Here is an 18073-nt window from a genome sequence, read left to right as displayed (position 1 = left end):
AGACACATGACATCTCACACCCTCAACGAACTGATCGCTGAAGGTGTCCGCGGGCGGTACATTCTGGTTCGAAGTGACCTGAATGTGCCGCTCGACGGCTCTACAGTCACTGACGACGGCCGCATCAAGGCCTCACTTCCAGTGCTGTCAAAGCTCACGGACGCCGGTGCCCGCGTGCTGGTAACAGCCCACCTCGGACGCCCCAAGGGCGCCCCGGAGGACAAGTATTCCCTGCGTCCCGCTGTGGACCGACTCGCCGAACTGGCGGACTTCAACGTCACCCTGGCAGCTGACACCGTTGGTGACGCCGCCAAGGGCGCTGCGGCAGCACTGCAGGACGGCGAAGCGCTGGTCCTGGAGAACGTCCGCTTCGATTCCCGGGAGACCAGCAAGGACGACGCCGAGCGCGGCGCCTTCGCCGACGAACTCGTGGCGCTGACCGGCGACAACGGCGCCTACGTGGACGACGCCTTTGGCGCCGTCCACCGCAAGCACGCCAGCGTCTACGACGTCGCCACCCGGTTGCCGTCGTACCAGGGCGACCTGGTCCATACGGAGGTGGAAGTCCTTCGGAAGCTGACCACTGACACCCAGCGCCCGTATGTGGTGGTGCTCGGCGGCTCCAAGGTCTCCGACAAGCTCGCGGTCATCGACAACCTCCTTGGCAAGGCCGACACCATCCTGGTGGGCGGCGGCATGCTGTTCACCTTCCTGGCAGCGGCCGGCCACAAGGTGGGCTCCAGCCTCCTCGAGGAAGACCAGATCCCCGTGGTTCAGGACTACCTCAAGCGGGCCGCGGACGCGGGCACCGAATTCGTGGTTCCCACGGACGTCGTGGTGGCCGGGAAGTTCGCCGCGGACGCCGCGTACGCAACGGTGCCGGCCGAGGCCATCGAAAGCAGCAGCTTCGGTGCCCAGGGCATTGGCCTGGATATCGGCCCGGACACCGCGGCCGCGTTCGCCGAGCGCATCAAGGGAGCCCGCACGGTTTTCTGGAACGGCCCCATGGGCGTCTTCGAATTCGAGGCCTTCTCCGCCGGTACCCGCGCCATCGCGCAGGCGCTGACGGAAACCGGGGGTTTCACCGTCGTTGGCGGCGGCGATTCCGCCGCAGCGGTGCGTACGCTGGGATTCGCAGATGACCAGTTCGGCCACATATCCACTGGTGGCGGTGCAAGCCTGGAATACCTCGAAGGCAAGGAGCTTCCCGGTCTCAGTGTCCTGGACCGGTAGCAGAACTGCCACAGAAGTATCGGACTGAACAGTCCTTCGGCCGGCAGGTTGCCCGCGGCAGCCTGCCGGCCGCACACATACCAAGACTTTTATGGAGATCACGTGACTACGTCAACGAACGGCGCCTTCGACCGCAAGCCCTTCATTGCGGGCAACTGGAAAATGAACATGGACCATGTGCAGGGCATCACCCTCCTGCAGAAGCTGGCTTGGACCCTCTCCGATGCCAAGCACGACTACGGCCGCGTCGAGGTAGCCGTGTTCCCGCCGTTCACGGACCTCCGCGGCGTCCAGACTCTGGTCCAGGGCGACGATCTGCAGGTCGCCTACGGCGGCCAGGACCTTTCCCAGTTCGACTCCGGAGCCTACACCGGCGACATTTCCGGCCAGTTCCTCGCCAAGCTTGGCTGCACCTACGTACTGGTTGGCCACAGCGAACGCCGCACCATCCACAACGAGTCCGACGACGTCCTCAACGCCAAGGTCAAGGCAGCCTTCAAGCACGGGGTCACCCCTGTCCTGTGCGTCGGGGAAGGCCTGGAGATCCGCCAGGCCGGAACCCATGTTGAGCACACCCTCCAGCAGCTGCGCGCCGGCGTTGCAGGCCTCACCAACGACCAGGCCGCCGAACTGGTGGTCGCCTACGAGCCCGTTTGGGCGATTGGGACCGGCGAGGTCGCAGGCCCGGAGGATGCACAGGAGATGTGCGACGCGATCCGGGCGGAGCTCGGCAACCTCTTCGGTGCCGACGTTGCCGCCAAGACCCGCCTGCTGTACGGCGGCTCGGTCAAGGCCAACAACGCCGCCGCGATCCTGCAGGAGCGCGACGTGGACGGTCTCCTGGTGGGCGGTGCCAGCCTCGATCCCGCCGAGTTTGCTAATATTGTCAGGTTCGAGAGCCACCTGGTCACGGACTAGTCCAGAACCAGTACAAACTCCCGCAATCCCAACTTCCGAAAGGCCGTCGTGGACGTTCTTCATGTCATCCTGCAGATCCTCCTGGGCATCACCAGCCTCCTGCTGACGCTGCTGATCCTCTTGCACAAGGGTCGCGGCGGCGGGCTTTCCGACATGTTCGGCGGCGGCATGAGCTCGGGCCTGAGCTCCTCCGGGGTAGCCGAACGAAACCTCAACCGCTTCACGATCGTGTTGGGCGTTACCTGGGGCGTGGTGATTATCGCCCTTGGCCTGATCATGCGGTTCAGCGGCGTCGGCGACTCCTAAGGATCCCGCTGACTAGGGTCCTGAGGCCCTCCCGCTGCCCGGATCGGGCATCTAAACTGTGGCTGTCGGTTTATCCGGCAGCCACAGTTGCGTTTAAGCTGCCGGAAACCGGCCGTCCGCTTTGAGGCAGGAGATGTCATGGTCCATCCAGCATCGGGCTTTCGGGGGACCCGCGCCGGGGTGACGGCAGGGTCCGGATCGAGCCTGCAGTCCACCGATTCTTCCGCCCAGCCCCTCCCGCGCATCCGGGTGTCCTACTGGTGTGCGAAGGGACACAAGACCCAGCCCGTTTTCCTTAAGCTGCCGGAGGAGCAGATTCCCTTGACCTGGGACTGCCGGCGCTGTGGTGCTCCCGCCTCCCGTGACGGGCAGGCGGCCGCCCTGGCTGATCCGTTCGACGAGGGATACAAGAGCCACCTGGAATACGTTAAAGAGCGGCGCTCCGACCAGGACGCGGAAGACGTCCTGGCCGGAGCGCTGGAAAAGCTACGCGCCCGCGGCGTCCTTCCGGACGAGTTGCTGCGGGACACGTGAGGCCGCGTTCTCGTCGATCAGCCACAGGGTACGGGACGTACCGCGCGGCCCGGCGGCGGGTACCTGGACCGGGTTGGCGCCGGCAAGGGCAAGTCCAACCGCCCCGGCCTTGTCTTCTCCGGCCACTACCATCCAGACCTCTGACGCCGTGTTAATGGCAGGGAGCGTCAGGGAAATGCGCAGCGGCGGCGGCTTCGGCGAGTTGCGGACGCCCACCACCGTGAGCGTCTTTTCCCTGATGCCGCCCTGCTCAGGAAACAGGGACGCGATGTGGGCGTCAGGGCCGACGCCGAGGAGCACCACGTCGAGGCGGGGCAACGGCGACGGCTCATCCGGGCGGTCATCGGACGTGTCGGCCGCATGTTCGGCTGCTGCCGCGTCCCGGAGTTGCCGCGCATAGTCTTCGGCCGCCTCCTCGACCGAACCGAAGTCGTCCGCGGAACCGGGGGAGTGGATCCGTTCCGGGTCCACCGGAATGTGCGAGAGCAGGGCATCGAAGGCCTGTTTGGTGTTCCGGTCCGGGTCCGCGGTACCCACGAAGCGTTCGTCACCCCACCAGAAGTTGACCTTGGACCAGTCGACGGCGGGTGCCGCCGGGGAATCGGCAACAGCCTTCAGCGTGCCGATCCCCACGGTCCCCCCGGTGAGCACCACAGTGGCTTCGCCATACTTGTCCTGGACATCAACGAGCTTGGTGATCAGGCGGGCCGCAATGGCGGCCATGAGGACGGACGAATCAGGATGGATGCTTACTCTGGGGTCAACGCTCACTGGGTCGGACGCTCCTTAGATTGGTACGTGGCAGTCCAATAGTAATCACTTCGCCAAACACTTCGTCCGGGTCCAGCCGGCGGAGTTCCTCGGCGAGGCAGTCCCTGAGGCTGCGGCGCGGGAGGGTGATCCGCTGGGCGGGTTGGCCTGGTTGGGTGAGTTCGGCGACCGAGAGTCCGGGGCGGAAGAGCTGCACGTCGCCGCCGGGGCGGGTGAGGCGGACGCGGCGGATCCCTGTCCCGGCGGGGTCCGCGACGATGGTCACGGGGGCGTCCAGGGTCAGGGTGAGCCAGGCGGCGAGCAGGATGGTGGAGGGTGAGTCCGAGGCGCCTTCGACCGCGACCGCCGTGACCGGGGAGGAATCGACTTCGTCCAAGGCCGCGGCGAGCTGGATCCGCCAGTTGGTCAGCCGGGTCCAGGCGAGGTCGGTGTCACCGGCTTTGTAGGTGTGGTGAATCCGTTCCAGGGCGGCCTGCGGATCCGGTTCGTTGGCCGAGTCGGTGATCCTGCGGTGCGCGATCGCGCCGATGGAGGTCTCGCACGCGTTCACGGGAGCCCCGTGCGGCCACCAGGCCACGATCGGGGCGTCCGGGAGCAGCAGGGCGGCCACCAGGGATTCGGACTCGTGCGCGAGCTGCCCGTAGCCGCGCAGCACGATGACCTCGGACGCGCCGGCGTCGCCGCCCACCCTGATCTGGGCGTCGAGCCGGTCTTCGGCGTCTTTCCCGGCGTCGGCCAGGACGATGATCCGGCAGGGGTGTTCCCGGCTGGCGTCGTTCGCGGCCTCGATGGCCTCTTCCTCAAGCCCGGACTTGGTCACCACCACGAGGGTCAGGACCCGGCCCAGGGCGATCACCCCGCCCTGCTCGCGCAGGGACATGAGTTTCTTGGATACCTTCGAGGTGGTGGTATCGGGCAGGTTTACGATCATGGCCTTCTCCAGGTTCGTCCGTCGCGGGCCAGCAGCTCATCGGCGCTGGCCGGGCCCCAGGAGCCGGGGGCGTAGGGTTCGGGCTGTTCGGCCAGGGTGGCCCAGTATTCCTCGAACGGGTCAAGGATCTTCCAGGACAGCTCCACTTCCTGATGGCGCGGGAACAGCGGCGGCTCACCAAGCAGAACGTCCAGGATCAGCCGCTCGTAGGCTTCCGGGGAGGACTCGGTGAACGAGTGCCCGTAGCCGAAGTCCATGGTGACGTCGCGGACTTCCATCTGGGTGCCGGGGACCTTGGACCCGAACCGGATGGTCACGCCCTCGTCGGGCTGGACCCGGATCACCACGGCGTTCTGGCCGAAGTCGTCCTCGCCATGGTCGCGGAAGAGGAGGTTCGGGGCGCGTTTGAAGACGACGGCGATCTCGGTGACGCGACGGCCCAGGCGTTTGCCCGCACGCAGGTAGAACGGAACCCCGGACCAGCGGCGGGTGTGGATGTCCACCCGAACCGCCGCGTAGGTCTCCGTGGTGGAGTCCGCGGGGATGCCTTCCTCTTCCAGGTAGCCCTGGACCTGCTCGCCGCCCTGCCAGCCGCCGCTGAACTGGCCGCGCGCAGAGTGCGTGGAGAGATCTTCCGGGAGCTTGACCGCGGCGAGGACTTTTTCCTTCTCCGCCCGCAGGTCATCGGCGTTGAAGGAGATCGGTTCCTCCATTGCCGTCAGCGCCAGCAACTGGAGCAGGTGGTTCTGGATGACGTCGCGGGCCGCACCCACGCCGTCGTAATACCCGGCCCGGCCACCGGTGCCGATGTCCTCGGCCATGGTGATCTGGACGTGGTCCACGTAGTTGGCGTTCCACAACGGTTCGAACAACTGGTTCGCGAAACGCAGCGCAAGGATGTTCTGTACCGTCTCCTTGCCCAGGTAGTGATCGATCCGGAACACGGCGTCCGGCGGGAAGACGGACTCGACAATGTCGTTAAGCTGCCGCGCCGATTCCAGGTCATGACCGAACGGCTTCTCGATCACCACGCGCCGCCACTTGTCCCCGTCAGCCTGTGCCAGGCCATGTTTGGACAACTGCCGGCACACCTGTTCGAACGCCTTGGGCGGGATCGACAAGTAGAACGCGTGGTTCCCGCGGGTCCCGCGGACGTCGTCGAGCTCCTTGATCGTCTCGCCGAGGCGCTCAAACGCGGCGTCGTCGTCGAACTCTCCCTGGACAAACCGGATGCCCTCGGACAGCTGGTTCCAGACCGCTTCATCGAACGGGGTGCGGGCGTGCTCCTGTACGGAGGCCTTCACCTCGGCGGCGAAATCCTCTTTGTCCCACTCACGCCGGGCAAATCCCACCAGCGCGAAGCTGGGAGGCAACAACCCGCGGTTGGCGAGGTCATACACCGCCGGCATGAGCTTTTTCCGGGCAAGGTCGCCCGTCACCCCGAAGAGGACAAGCGACGACGGACCGGCGATCCGGTTCAAACGGCGGTCACGCGGATCGCGCAACGGATTACGCCCGCGGCCCGCGCCCTTCCTGCCGTATTCAGTTTCTGGCATGGTTGCTTCTGCGCCTTAGCTCTCGGTTGCGGATGCGCGGGTGGACAGCGCAGCGACAAGGTCCTGCAGCTGCGCCACGCCGGCGGCACGGTCGGTGAGGTGGAGGCGCAGCACGGGCCGGCCGTGTTGGCCCAGGACCTGGGCGTCGCCTGCAGCCTGGGCGGCAATGAGCTCGCCGAAGCTGAACGGCCGGTCCGGAATCGCGAGGTCCTCAGCTGCAGCAGCGGTGATCTGCAGGAACACGCCGATCGCGGGGCCACCCTTGTGGAACTGCCCGGTGGAATGCAGGAACCGCGGGCCCCAGCCGAACGTCACCGGCCGGCCGGAAGCCGCAGCGAGTTCGTCACGGATTCCTTCGAGGCCGGCAAAGGCCAGGCGGTCGAAGTACGCCTGGACACTCAGGTAGCTGTCGGCAGCGAGCGTCCCAAGGAGAGCTTTGACGGCCTCGGCGGCGGTGGTGGCGCCACCGAGCCAGTCGCCGCCCCGGACCTCGATTGCGCCGTCAACGAAAGCGGCGGGCGTTGGCTCCGGCTGGGCGTCCAGCAGTCCCCGGGCTGCCACCTTGGCGGCTTCCACGTCGGGCTGGTCGAAGGGGTTGATGCCCAGCAGGCGGCCCGCAACGGCGGTGGCGAACTCCCACACCATCATCTGGGTGGCAAGGCCGCCTGCGATGGCAACCTGGTTGTCGGCGAGTTCGACGTCGGCATCCGCGGCTACCAGCCGTACCACCAGGACATCGGCAGCGCCGGCAGTCACCTCGGGCGCGTTGGGGCCTGCCACGACCGGCAGGATGCCCGTACCCAGCTTGCCCGTCGATTCAGCGATGAGCTGCTCGGCCCAGTCGGCGAAGCCAACGATCCCGGAGCCGTCTTCGGCAATGACGATCTTGTTGCGAAGCGGGCTGGTGCCACCCAGGGCCGCACCCAGGGCAAGCCCGATGTTTTCGGGGGCGTCGTCATTGAGGACCTCGGCGGCTTCCTCGGCCTCATCCAGGAAAGCCTGGATATCCACCCCGGCCAGGCCTGAAGGCACCAGGCCGAACGCCGTCAGGGCCGAGTAGCGTCCGCCGACGTTGGGGTCGGCATTGAAGACTGCGCGATACCCGGTTTCGCGGGACGACTTGTCCAGCGGGGAGCCGGGATCGGTCACGATGATGATCCGGCTCTTGGCGTCCAGGCCGGCCTCGGTGAAGGCCTGCTCGAAGATGCGGCGCTGGGAGTCGGTTTCCAGGGTGGAGCCGGACTTGGACGAGACCACGATGGCGGTCTCGGCCAGCCGGTCCTCGAGGGCCGTACGGACCTGGTCGGGGTCCGTGCTGTCCAGCACCGTCAGCTCGACGCCGGCCGTGCCTGCGATGACCTCCGGGGCCAGCGAGGATCCGCCCATGCCGCAAAGCACGATCCGGGTGACGCCCTCGGCGCGCAGGGCGTCTCGGAGTTCCAGGATGTCCTTGACCAAGGGCTGTGAAACGGTGGCCGCCTCCACCCAGCCGAGGCGGATAGCCGACTCGGATTCGGCGTCAGTACCCCACAGGGTGTGGTCTTTTGCGAAGATCCGGGTGGCGATCCGGTCCTCCACCAGGGCGGGAAGGTGCTGTTCCAGGGCCTGCTGTGCGGCGCCGGTGGCGTCGAAGCTGAGTGTGCTCATTGTGTGTTAGGAAGCCTTCCGTGCAGAGGCGAGGGCACCTTCGACGTCGGCCAGCAGTTCCTTCCAGCTGGACACGAACTTGTCCAGGCCTTCGGTTTCAAGCAGGGCGACGACGTCGTTGTAGGAGATGCCGAGCTTTTCCAGGGCGTCGAGCGTGGCGTTTGCTTCGGCGTAGGTGCCGGTGACGGTATCACCGGTGACCACGCCGTGGTCGAAGGTGGCGTCCAGGGTCTTCTCCGGCATGGTGTTGACGACGCCGGGAGCGACGAGTTCGGTGACGTAGAGGGTGTCGGGGTAGGCCGGGTCCTTCACACCGGTGGAGGCCCACAACGGACGCTGGGGGAGCGCTCCGGCCCCGGCAAGCAGTGCCCAGCGTTCGGTGGAGAAGAGTTCCTCGTAGACCTGGTAGGCCAGGCGGGCGTTGGCGACGCCGGCCTTGCCCTTCAGTGCCTTGGCTTCCTCGGTGCCGATCTTGTCCAGGCGCTTGTCGATTTCGGTGTCCACGCGGGAGACGAAGAACGATGCCACGGAGTGGATCTTCGCAAGGTCGTGGCCATTCTCCTTGGCCTGCTCCAGGCCGGACTGGAAGGCGTTGATGACGGCGCGGTAACGCTCCAGCGAGAAGATCAGCGTCACGTTGACGCTGATGCCCTCGGCCAGGGTGGCGGTGATGGCTTCGAGGCCCTCCAGGGTTGCCGGGATCTTGATGTGGACGTTGTCCTTGTTGACCCGCTGATAGAGGTGCTTGGCCTCGGCGATGGTGCCTGCGGTGTCCCAGGCCAGGCGGGGGTCGACTTCGATGGAGACGCGGCCGTCGACGCCCTTGGTGGCTGCCGCCACCGGGGCGAAGAGGTCGCAGGCGTCGGCGACGTCGGTGGTGGTGATCTCGAAGATCGTTTCTTCGACGCTGGCGCCGGCGGCGGCCTGGGCTGCGATGGTGGCGTCGTAGTCAGTACCGGAGGTGATGGCTGCGTGGAAGATGGACGGGTTGGTGGTCACGCCAACCACGTTCTTCTCTTCAATGAGCTTGCGGAGGGTGCCCGTTTCCAAGCGTCCGCGGGAGAGGTCGTCAAGCCAGATGGAGACTCCGGCGTCGGAGAGTTGCTGCGTGGGAGTAGTCATTTCTGTATCTCCTAAAAGATGTGGTTTAGCCCTGGAGGCTGGAGAGGGAGTCCTTGGCGGCGGCAGCTACTGCTTCAGCCGTGATGCCGAACTCCTGGAAAAGGCGCTTGTAGTCGGCGGAAGCGCCGTAGTGCTCGAGGCTGATGGAACGGCCGGCGTCGCCGACGAATTCCCGCCAGCTCAAGGCCAGGCCGGCTTCCACCGAGACGCGTGCCTTGACGGCAGCGGGCAGGACGGATTCGCGGTAGGCGGCGTCCTGCTTCTTGAACCACTCAACGCACGGCATGGAGACGACGCGGGCGGCGATGCCGTCGGCCTGAAGTGCTTCGCGGGCCTGGACGGCCAGCTGGACCTCGGAACCGGTGGCAATGAGGATCACGTCGGCCGGTACCGTGGCGCCTTCTTTCGAAGCCTCGGCCAGGACGTAGCCGCCCTTCGCAACACCGGCCGTGGAACCGAAAGTGTCGCCCTCGGCGTCGCCCGCACCGCGTTCCCACGTGGGGATGTTCTGGCGGGTCAGGACGATGCCTGCCGGGTTGGCGTGGTTCTCCAGCATGGTCTTCCAGGCAGCAGCAACCTCGTTGGCGTCGCCGGGGCGGACCACGTCCAGTCCCACGATGGCGCGCAGTGAGGCCAGCTGTTCCACGGGCTGGTGGGTGGGGCCGTCCTCGCCCAGGCCGATGGAGTCGTGCGTCCAGACGTACAGGGACGGCACACCCATCAGGGCGCCGAGGCGGATGGCTGGCCGCTGGTAGTCGCTGAAGATCAGGAAGGTGCCCGAGAACGCCCGGGTGTTTCCTGCCAGGCTGATGCCGTTGACGATCGACGCGGCAGCGTGCTCGCGGATGCCGAAGTGCAGCACCCGGCCGTACGGGTTGCCGGACCACGCATCGGTCTGCTTGGAGGCCGGCACGAAGGACGGCGAGCCCTCGATCGTGGTGTTGTTGGACTCGGCGAGGTCAGCGGAGCCGCCCCAGAGTTCGGGCAGGACCGGGCCCAGCGCATTGAGGACCTTGCCGGAAGCGGCGCGGGTGGAAACGTCTTTGCCTGCGGGGAACACCGGCAGGGCGTCGTCGATGCCCTCGGGAAGTTCGCGGGCTTCGATGCGCTGCAGGAGTGCTGCGCCTTCCGGGTTGGCTGCCTGCCAGGCGTTGAAAGACTCTTCCCACTCTTTGTGTTCGGCAGCGCCGCGCTCAACCACGGAGCGGGCGTGTTCGAGCACTTCCTGGTCCACGTCGAAGGACTTGGCGGGGTCGAAGCCCAGTACTTCCTTCAGCGCGGCGACTTCCTCGGCGCCCAGGGCCGAGCCGTGGATCTTGCCGGTGTTCTGCTTCTTGGGTGCCGGGTAGCCGATGATGGTGCGCAGCGAGATGATGGAAGGCTTGGAGGTTTCGGCCTTCGCGGCGAGCAGGGCCGAATAGAGCTCCTGGACGTCTTCCTTGTATTCGCCCGTGCGGGTCCAGTCCACGCGCTGGGTGTGCCAGCCGTAGGCCTCATAGCGCTTCAGGACATCCTCGGTGAACGCGATGTCGGTGTCGTCCTCGATGGAAATGTGGTTCTCGTCGTAGATCACCACGAGGTTCCCAAGCTCCTGGTGGCCGGCCAGCGAGGATGCCTCGGAGGTGACGCCTTCCTGGAGGTCGCCGTCGGAGGCAATAACCCAGATGGTGTGGTCGAACGGCGATTCGCCCGCGGGAGCATCGGCGTCAAAGAGGCCGCGCTGGCGGCGCTGCGAGTAGGCAAAGCCCACGGAGGATGCAAGGCCCTGGCCCAGCGGCCCGGTAGTGATTTCCACGCCGGCCGTGTGCTTGTACTCAGGGTGTCCGGGGGTGAGTGAACCCCAGGTGCGCAGCGCCTCCAGGTCCTTCAGTTCCAGCCCGTAGCCGGAAAGGAACAACTGGATGTAAAGCGTAAGGGAGGTGTGGCCGGGGGACAGGATGAAGCGGTCGCGGCCGAGCCAGTGCGGATCACGCGGATCGTGGCGCATCAGCTTCTGGAAAAGAAGGTATGCGGCCGGGGCCAGGCTCATCGCCGTACCGGGGTGGCCGTTGCCCACCTTCTCTACGGCATCCGCTGCCAGCACGCGGATGGTATCCACGGCGCGCTGGTCCAGGCTGGTCCATGACAGTTCTTGCTCTTCCAAATGTGGCACGAAAACCGGGCCCCTCTCTGTGCTGGTGGCAGTGGTACACCGGATCCGGCTAAGGGCGCGCTCTGTGGCGCCGCTTTGGTGTGTACCAGCCGTTCACCATCGAAACGTTGATCCTTGCTTTCAGTCACGAACAGCAAACGGGAATGCGTTTTCCACCGCTTTCTTGCTGCGTGCTGATCTGGTGACAGCTTAGCTCTTATCCATAGTCCGGGCGGCCCGAATCTCACGTTTTGGACGCAATTTCCCCTTTTGTGAAAGGCTCCGGCGGAACCCTGAGTTAATCTGCTCGAATGGGCCTGCGAGCGATCAACTGCGCATATGGCGGGCCCTGGGCGGGGGTGCCGGCGCGGTATGATATTTGGAGGCCAACACCGGTGGGCACCAACGCCGCCGGAGTTTCCCGGCAGATGCAGGCACATGGCAATTTCCTTTCGCCGTGCCATGCCCGGGACCGGGCCGCACGACCGGAGCTGCACAGCCAGCCTCAACTGCCACACAGAACGGGTGACTGCCACCGTGAGCACAACAGATACGCCGCTAAACGCATCCCGGGCCTCCGGCGCCGGGTTTGCCCGCAAGGCAAAGGCGTATCTCGCCCTCACCAAGCCCCGCGTGATCGAACTGCTCCTGGTGAGTACCCTGCCCACCATGATCTACGCCGAGCGGGGCTTCCCCTCCCTCGGCCTGATCCTTGCCACCCTGGTGGGAGGCGCCTTCGCCGCCGGCAGTGCCGGGGCATTCAACTGCTACATCGACCGGGACATCGACAAATTGATGCACCGCACCGAAAACCGGCCGCTGGTGACCGGCGAGGTCACGCCCCGCGAAGCACTGGTGTTCTCGTGGCTGCTGGGTGCGGCAGCGATCGTGATCCTCTGGTTCGGCGCCAACCCGCTGTCAGCATGGCTGGGCCTCGGCGCCATCTTCTTCTACGTGGTGGTCTACACCATGATCCTGAAACGCCGCACCGCGCAGAACATTGTGTGGGGCGGCGCCGCAGGCTGCTTCCCGGTCCTGATTGCCTGGGCCGCGGTGACCAATTCGGTAGAGTGGCCCGCGATCATTCTCTTCATGGTGATTTTCCTGTGGACCCCGCCGCACTACTGGCCGCTGTCAATGCGCTACGGCGAGGACTACCGGAACGCCAATGTCCCCATGCTTGGCGCCATCGCCGGCGCCAAGGTGGTTTCCGTCCAGGTTGTCCTCTACGCCTGGGCCATGGTCGCCTGCTCGCTGCTGATGATTCCGGCAGGCGGGGCCGGCTGGGTCTACACGGCCACCGCCGTTCTGGCGGGCGCCTGGTTCCTTTATGAGTCCCATGCCCTGTATGCGCGTGCGCAGCGGGAGGACATCCCCGACAAGCGCGCCATGAAGGTGTTCCATGGTTCCATCAGCTACCTGACCCTGCTCTTCATCGCCCTGGCCGTGGATCCCTTCATCGGCCGGGCGGTGGTCGGCGGCTAGCCGAACCGCCGTACCAAGCCGCAGGCGGCCCCTATCTCAAGGTGGGGGCCGCCTTCTTTGTTGGCGCCCTTTGTTGGCGCGGCAAGCGTGGGCCGTAAATCATCGGCTTCGTTGCCTCGGCGAACTATATGACATGTTTGTCATATCTGTCACGTTAACTGTCATTGAACATGACGACCTGCTTACGGTGGACCGGACCCTTCCCGCAAGCAAAGGAAACAGCCCATGGAAGCCCGTCCCTCAACCGTCCCCGCGCCCGGCCATAGTCCACCGGGCGGAAACGGGAACCCGGTCCGGAAAAAACCCGGCCTCCCCGGATTTGCCTCCCATCTCGGCGCCGACATCCCCGCTTCCTTGGTGGTGTTCCTCGTGGCGCTCCCGCTCTCGCTTGGCATCGCGGCGGCCTCCGGCGCCCCGATCATGGCGGGATTGATAGCCGCCGCGATCGGGGGCGTTGTGGCCGGCAGCCTGGGCGGCTCGCCGCTCCAGGTGAGTGGTCCCGCCGCCGGGCTGACCGTCGTCGTGGCCGGCCTGGTGCAGGAGTTCGGCTGGCAGGTGACGTGCGCCATCACCGTGGCCGCCGGCGTCGTGCAATTGCTGCTGGGCATCAGCCGCGTCGGCCGGGCAGCCCTGGCCGTTTCCCCTGTGGTGGTCAAGGCCATGCTCGCCGGCATCGGCGTCACGATCATCCTGCAGCAGCTGCACGTGCTTCTGGGATCGGAGCCTGCGGGCTCTGCGCTTGAGAACCTCGCAGGACTGCCTGCCGCCATCACCAACCTTGAACTGCATGCCGCCCTGCTGGGCCTGGCGGTCATCGTGATCCTGCTGTGCTGGCGGTTCCTTCCCCCCATTGTCCGCCGGGTGCCAGGGCCGCTGGCGGCAGTAGCCGCCGGTACCGCGTTGGCGGTCGCCTTTGCCCCGGGGGTGGAGCGGATCTCCCTCGAGGGGTCGATCGTCGATGCGATCGCGTTGCCGCATCTTCCCGACGGAAACTGGCGGGCCTTCGCTTTCGCGGTCCTGACCATGGCCCTGATCGCCAGCATCGAATCCCTCCTTTCCGCCGTTGCCGTGGACAAAATGCACACCGGCCCGCGCACCAACCTCAACAAGGAACTCGTCGGCCAGGGCGCCGCAAACATCGTCTCCGGATCACTGGGCGGCCTTCCCGTTACCGGGGTAATCGTCCGCAGCGCCACCAACGTGGAAGCCGGTGCGGCCACCCGGGCGTCAGCAATATTGCATGGCGTCTGGGTCCTGGCCTTCTCGGCGCTGTTCGCCGGGCTTATCCAGCTGATCCCGCTGGCGGTCCTCGCCGGCCTGCTGGTGGTCATTGGCGCGCGCTTGATCAAGGTGGCGGATATCCGTACCAGCCTGCGGACAGGTGACCTCCTGATCTATGCCGTGACCCTGGGGTGCGTCGTCTTCCTGAACCTGCTGGAGGGCGTCATGATCGGGCTCGCCCTTGCCGCCGCGTGCGTGCTGTGGCGGGTCCTGCGCGCCCCGATCCAGGCGCACCCGCCTGCCGCTCCGACGTCGGCCTGGCGGGTGACCGTTGCAGGATCGTGCAGCTTCTTCGCGCTGCCGCGGTTGAACGGGACGCTTCAGTCGATCCCCGCCGCCGTGGACGTCGTAGTTGAGCTGAATGCGGACTACGTGGACCATTCGTTCCGCGAAGCCCTGCTGGCCTGGCAGGTCCAGCACCAGGCCACGGGCGGCGCCGTGAACCTCGAAGAGCACGGGAACACCCTGTTCCAGGACGCGGCACACCGTTCACCCCGGCGCGGGGAGGCCAGCGAGCTGCCGCTGCCGCCCCGGAAGGAATCCCTGCTCCAGGGCATCAACAAGTATCACCGCCGCTTCGCGGACCAGGTGCGTCCGCTGGTTCACGACCTCGCCGAGGAGCAGAATCCGGACAGCCTGTTCGTGGCGTGCGTCGACTCCCGCGTCAACCCCAACCTGATCACCAGCAGTGGACCGGGCGATCTGCTCACCCTGCGGAATATCGGCAACGTCGTGTGCAACGAGGGCCAGGATGCCTCGATCGATTCGGCTCTGTCCTTCGCTGTCAACGGCCTGGGCGTGAAGTCGCTGGTGATCTGCGGGCATTCGAACTGCGGCGCCATGAAGGCGCTGATTGCCGAGGCGGACGGCGCGGACCACGCTTCCCTGGGCCCGGCCTTCGGGCGCTGGCTGGGGCATGCCCGGCAAAGCCATGCCGAATTGCTGGCGGCCCACCCGGTGGGCAGGCAGGCTGCGGCAGCGGGGTACAGCGCAGTAGACCAGTTGGCGATGGTCAATGTGGCCGTCCAGCTGGGCAAACTCCGCGACCATCCGCATGCGGGACCGGCCTTGGCCGGCGGCCAGGTCCAGGCAACTGGCCTGTTCTACGACATCGCTACCGCGCGGGTCCTGGAAGTGACGCCGGACGGCATTGCCGACCTCGACCCTGCTCTCGGGCCCAGGTTGCAGGACGGCGCCCTGGCGTCCAACTAGTCCGGGCGCCTGACCCTGGGCCCGGCAAAAGAAGGGGAGGCGCCCCGGTCCAGACGGACCGGGGCGCCTCCTGCGTGGCGGTGCTCGAACCTACTTGGCCGTGCTGGAGCGGGCGATGTCCCAGGCGTTCGTCGATGCAGCCATAAGCAGCGCGGCACCGAGCATGTGGGCCGCCACCAGCAACGCGGGAATGCCGTTGTAGTACTGCGTGAACCCGATGACAGCCTGCAGGACCGTCACTCCGAGGAGGGCCAGAACTGCGGTCCGGAACGGGCCGGAGATCCGCCGGCGCACCACCAAAACGAGGGCCACCACCGTGCCGGCGGTCACCAGGTAGGCGGGCACAGCATGGATGTGCGAGACGAGGTCCCAGTCGAGGTTGTTGCGTGGCGCATCCGCGTCGCCGGCGTGCGGACCGGCTCCGGTCACCACCACGCCGAGCATGACGGCCACGGCAGAGAAGAGCGCGACGGCGGCCGTCACCGGGCGCAGGACCGCGGGCAGGACGGCCGGGCGGGCCGCCAGGAAACGGCCCGTGCGGCCGAAGGCGCGGTTCACCAGCAAGGTGGAGAAGACCACCAGGGCCATGGAAACCAGGAAGTGCAGGCCCACCACCCACGGGTTGAGGTTGGTCAGCACGGTGATGCCGCCGATCACGGCCTGCGCCGGGATGCTGGCCAGCAGGCCCAGGGCCAGCAGGAAGAGGTCCTTGCGTTCCTTCCGCAGGTTCCACAGGTAAACCAGCAGCAGCACGGCAACGGCGGCCAGGACAAACGTCAGGAGCCTGTTCCCGAATTCAATGAAACCGTGAATGCCCATTTCCGGGGTGTTCACCAGCGAATCGGAGGTGCAGCGCGGCCACGTGGGGCAGCCAAGTCCGGACGCCGTCAGCCGGACCGCGCCGCCGGTGACCACCAGGAGTGTCTGGCCAATCAGCGAGGCGACGGCGAGGCGGCGGACGCGGACGTCCACGGTGCGGGGCAGCCGGGACGCCAGGCGGCTGGCGAACTGGGGGAGGCGGGAAGCCGTGGTCACGATTATCTCAATTCCACTTGAACCAACGGATGGCTGCGGCCCCGGCGATGACCGTCCAGAGCAGCAGGATGAGGGCGGCGCCGCCATTGACGGCCCCGCCCAGGAAGGCGGCGCGCATGGACTCGCCGAGCGCGCCGGAGGGCAGGAAGTGGATGACGGCCTGGGCTGCGGCAGGCAGCCGTTCGGCCGGGATGACGATGCCGCCCATGGCCCCCAGGAGGATCCACAGCAGGTTGGTGATGGCCAGGGTCGCTTCCGGCCGCACCGTTCCGGCCACCAGCAGCCCCAGTGACGTGAAGGCGGCGGCGCCAAGCGCCAGCAGCCCCAGCCCGGGAAGCCAGCCGGCCGGCGTCGGCTGCCAGCCCAGTGCCAGCGCCACCAGGCCCACCACAACCACCTGCAGGCAGAGGACGGCCAGGACGGAGAGGACTTTACCGGCGATCAGGCCGCCGCGGCCCAGCGGCGTGGTGGACAGGAACCGCAGGACACCGTACCGGCGGTCGAACCCGGTGGCGATGCCCTGGCCGGTGAAGGCGGTGGACATCGCGCAGAGGGCGAGGATGCCGGGGACCGCCACGTTCACGCGGCTGGAGCCCATGCCGTCCAGGAATGGGGTCACGGTCAGGCCAACCAGGGCCAGCAGCGGAAGCACCACTGCAAGGATCAACTGCTCGCCGTTCCGGAGCATCGTCAGTGCTTCGTACTTGCCCTGCAGCATTACGCGGCGAAGCAGGGGAGCAGGTTGCTGGTGCTCCTGCAATGCTGCGGGGCTCATCGGATGTCCTTTCCCGAAATGTCCAAAAAGACGTCTTCAAGGCTACGCGCCTCAAGGCTCATCGATGCCGGCATGATGCCCTTCGCTTCCCACCACTGCGCCAGGGCGGCCAGGTGGCGCGGTGTCAGGGTGCCGGTCACCGTGTAACTCCCGGCGCGGGCTTCGGAGACGTCGACGCCGGCAGGCAGCACGGCGGCCACGTCCAAGCCGGCTGGCGCCTCGAAGACCAGCGTCCGGACGTGCTCGGCGCCCGGGTCCGCCACCGGGCTGCGCTGCAGCAGTTCCTGGACCGTTCCCTCCGCAACGTTGCGGCCGCCGTCGATGATGTAGACGTAATCGGCAAGGCGCTGGGCGTCGTCCATCAGGTGTGTCGTGAGGATGATGCCCATGCCGCCGTCGCGAAGTTCGGCAATCAGGTCGAACACCAGTTGGCGGGACTGGGGGTCCAGGCCGGCGCTTGGCTCGTCCAGGAACAGTACTTCGGGGCGGCCGATCAGGGCGGCGGCCAGGGCAAGGCGCTGCTTCTGGCCGCCGGACAGCCTGCGGACGCCGGTCCGGCTGAAGGTATCGATGCCCAGCCTGCCCACCAGGTCTTCCAGCGGCCAGGGGTTGGCGTAAAGGCCGGCGATGTGCCGCAGCAGCGGCAGGGGCCTTGCCGACGGCGGGAGCCCGCCATCCTGGAGCATGACGCCAACGCGGGCGCGGAGGCCTGCCCCGGCCGCTGCCGGGTCCTGGCCCAGCAGCGAGATGCTCCCGCCGCTGCGCTTCTGCAGGCCTTGGGCGCATTCGAGGGTGGTTGTCTTGCCGGCACCGTTGGCGCCCAGCAACGCGGTCACTTCCCCCCGCTCGGCAATGAGTGAAACGCCGCTCACCACCCGGAGCATCTTTCCGTCCAGGCTGGACAGGGGGCCTACGTCCTTGATGAGTCCGTTAATGGACAGGACAGGGGACTTGGGGGATCGCACCACAGTATTCTACGGGATGTAGTATTCAGTGCCGTCCTGCCGGCGGCTCCCCGCGGCGAAGGCACCGGGCGGCACTGCCGGGTACGGGAAGCGCGCGGTCACATTCCGGCGGGACCCAAGGTCAGCCTCCCCTTACTGGAGTCGTGGACTAAATTACGACATGATTGTGTT

15 protein-coding genes are annotated in these 18073 nt (G+C 66.7%); 6 read left to right on the top strand and 9 right to left on the bottom strand.

The window, feature by feature from the left end; translation table 11 throughout:
- Positions 1-6: 6 nt before the first annotated feature.
- The 4 genes from ACFVVC_RS10150 (at position 7) to ACFVVC_RS10135 (ending at position 2991) form a co-directional block, all read left to right on the top strand.
- Positions 7-1233: a phosphoglycerate kinase gene (locus ACFVVC_RS10150; protein WP_387452180.1), complete on the top strand. Its 1227-nt coding sequence runs from the start codon at positions 7-9 to the stop codon at positions 1231-1233.
- 102 nt (positions 1234-1335) lie between these two features.
- Positions 1336-2151, top strand: a complete 816-nt coding sequence (gene tpiA, locus ACFVVC_RS10145) for a triose-phosphate isomerase (protein ID WP_387452177.1) — start codon at positions 1336-1338, stop codon at positions 2149-2151.
- Between the two features lie 48 nt (positions 2152-2199).
- Entirely contained in the window at positions 2200-2457 is a 258-nt protein-coding gene (secG, locus tag ACFVVC_RS10140; protein ID WP_387452174.1) for a preprotein translocase subunit SecG, read from the top strand.
- Positions 2458-2595: 138 nt separating this feature from the next.
- Positions 2596-2991: an RNA polymerase-binding protein RbpA gene (locus ACFVVC_RS10135; protein WP_387452171.1), complete on the top strand. Its 396-nt coding sequence runs from the start codon at positions 2596-2598 to the stop codon at positions 2989-2991.
- On the opposite strand, the gene pgl is transcribed toward ACFVVC_RS10135, so the two are convergent.
- From pgl to tkt, 6 genes are read right to left on the bottom strand one after another with little or no spacing between them, the layout of a single operon-like run.
- Positions 2944-3762 (bottom strand): 6-phosphogluconolactonase, encoded by an 819-nt coding sequence (pgl, locus tag ACFVVC_RS10130; RefSeq protein WP_387452168.1) that lies wholly within the window; start codon positions 3760-3762, stop codon positions 2944-2946. The genes ACFVVC_RS10135 and pgl overlap by 48 nt on opposite strands.
- Complete coding sequence (locus tag ACFVVC_RS10125; protein ID WP_387452165.1) at positions 3752-4693, bottom strand: glucose-6-phosphate dehydrogenase assembly protein OpcA; 942 nt, start codon at positions 4691-4693, stop codon at positions 3752-3754. The genes pgl and ACFVVC_RS10125 overlap by 11 nt, the downstream gene beginning before the upstream one ends.
- Positions 4690-6249, bottom strand: a complete 1560-nt coding sequence (gene zwf / locus ACFVVC_RS10120; RefSeq protein ID WP_387452162.1) for a glucose-6-phosphate dehydrogenase — start codon at positions 6247-6249, stop codon at positions 4690-4692. The genes ACFVVC_RS10125 and zwf overlap by 4 nt, the downstream gene beginning before the upstream one ends.
- Positions 6250-6264: 15 nt before the next feature.
- Complete coding sequence (locus ACFVVC_RS10115; RefSeq protein ID WP_387452159.1) at positions 6265-7896, bottom strand: glucose-6-phosphate isomerase; 1632 nt, start codon at positions 7894-7896, stop codon at positions 6265-6267.
- Between the two features lie 6 nt (positions 7897-7902).
- Positions 7903-9018: a transaldolase gene (tal, locus tag ACFVVC_RS10110; RefSeq protein ID WP_387452156.1), complete on the bottom strand. Its 1116-nt coding sequence runs from the start codon at positions 9016-9018 to the stop codon at positions 7903-7905.
- 25 nt (positions 9019-9043) lie between these two features.
- Positions 9044-11161, bottom strand: coding sequence for a transketolase (tkt, locus tag ACFVVC_RS10105; protein WP_387452669.1), 2118 nt, complete (start codon positions 11159-11161; stop codon positions 9044-9046).
- A gap of 513 nt (positions 11162-11674) precedes the next feature.
- Between tkt and ACFVVC_RS10100 the strand changes: the two genes are divergently transcribed.
- Together ACFVVC_RS10100 and ACFVVC_RS10095 are read left to right on the top strand one after the other, a co-directional pair.
- A complete protein-coding gene (locus ACFVVC_RS10100) occupies positions 11675-12634 on the top strand; it encodes a heme o synthase (protein ID WP_387452151.1) in 960 nt (319 codons plus the stop codon).
- 225 nt (positions 12635-12859) lie between these two features.
- Positions 12860-15127, top strand: a complete 2268-nt coding sequence (locus ACFVVC_RS10095) for a SulP family inorganic anion transporter (protein ID WP_387452149.1) — start codon at positions 12860-12862, stop codon at positions 15125-15127.
- Positions 15128-15217: 90 nt separating this feature from the next.
- On the opposite strand, the gene ACFVVC_RS10090 is transcribed toward ACFVVC_RS10095, so the two are convergent.
- From ACFVVC_RS10090 to ACFVVC_RS10080, 3 genes are read right to left on the bottom strand one after another with little or no spacing between them, the layout of a single operon-like run.
- A complete protein-coding gene (locus ACFVVC_RS10090; RefSeq protein ID WP_387452146.1) occupies positions 15218-16162 on the bottom strand; it encodes a heme A synthase in 945 nt (314 codons plus the stop codon).
- A gap of 7 nt (positions 16163-16169) precedes the next feature.
- Complete coding sequence (locus ACFVVC_RS10085; protein ID WP_387452143.1) at positions 16170-16937, bottom strand: ABC transporter permease; 768 nt, start codon at positions 16935-16937, stop codon at positions 16170-16172.
- Complete coding sequence (locus ACFVVC_RS10080; RefSeq protein ID WP_387452140.1) at positions 16934-17902, bottom strand: ABC transporter ATP-binding protein; 969 nt, start codon at positions 17900-17902, stop codon at positions 16934-16936. The genes ACFVVC_RS10085 and ACFVVC_RS10080 overlap by 4 nt, the downstream gene beginning before the upstream one ends.
- Between the last annotated feature and the right edge of the window lie 171 nt (positions 17903-18073).

This window comes from Pseudarthrobacter sp. NPDC058196 (assembly GCF_042882685.1).
Classification (GTDB): domain Bacteria; phylum Actinomycetota; class Actinomycetes; order Actinomycetales; family Micrococcaceae; genus Arthrobacter.
This window is presented reverse-complemented; position numbering and strand designations above follow the sequence as displayed.

Bases quoted from the DNA above. Each gene is read 5' to 3' on its own strand.
- ACFVVC_RS10095 (WP_387452149.1), top strand. From the start codon at position 12,860: ATGGAAGCCCGTCCCTCAACCGTCCCCGCGCCCGGCCATAGTCCACCG.
- tal (WP_387452156.1), bottom strand. From the start codon at position 9,018: ATGACTACTCCCACGCAGCAACTCTCCGACGCCGGAGTCTCCATCTGG.
- ACFVVC_RS10115 (WP_387452159.1), bottom strand. From the start codon at position 7,896: ATGAGCACACTCAGCTTCGACGCCACCGGCGCCGCACAGCAGGCCCTG.
- zwf (WP_387452162.1), bottom strand. From the start codon at position 6,249: ATGCCAGAAACTGAATACGGCAGGAAGGGCGCGGGCCGCGGGCGTAAT.
- ACFVVC_RS10135 (WP_387452171.1), top strand. From the start codon at position 2,596: ATGGTCCATCCAGCATCGGGCTTTCGGGGGACCCGCGCCGGGGTGACG.
- ACFVVC_RS10150 (WP_387452180.1), top strand. From the start codon at position 7: ATGACATCTCACACCCTCAACGAACTGATCGCTGAAGGTGTCCGCGGG.
- ACFVVC_RS10085 (WP_387452143.1), bottom strand. From the start codon at position 16,937: ATGAGCCCCGCAGCATTGCAGGAGCACCAGCAACCTGCTCCCCTGCTT.
- ACFVVC_RS10125 (WP_387452165.1), bottom strand. From the start codon at position 4,693: ATGATCGTAAACCTGCCCGATACCACCACCTCGAAGGTATCCAAGAAA.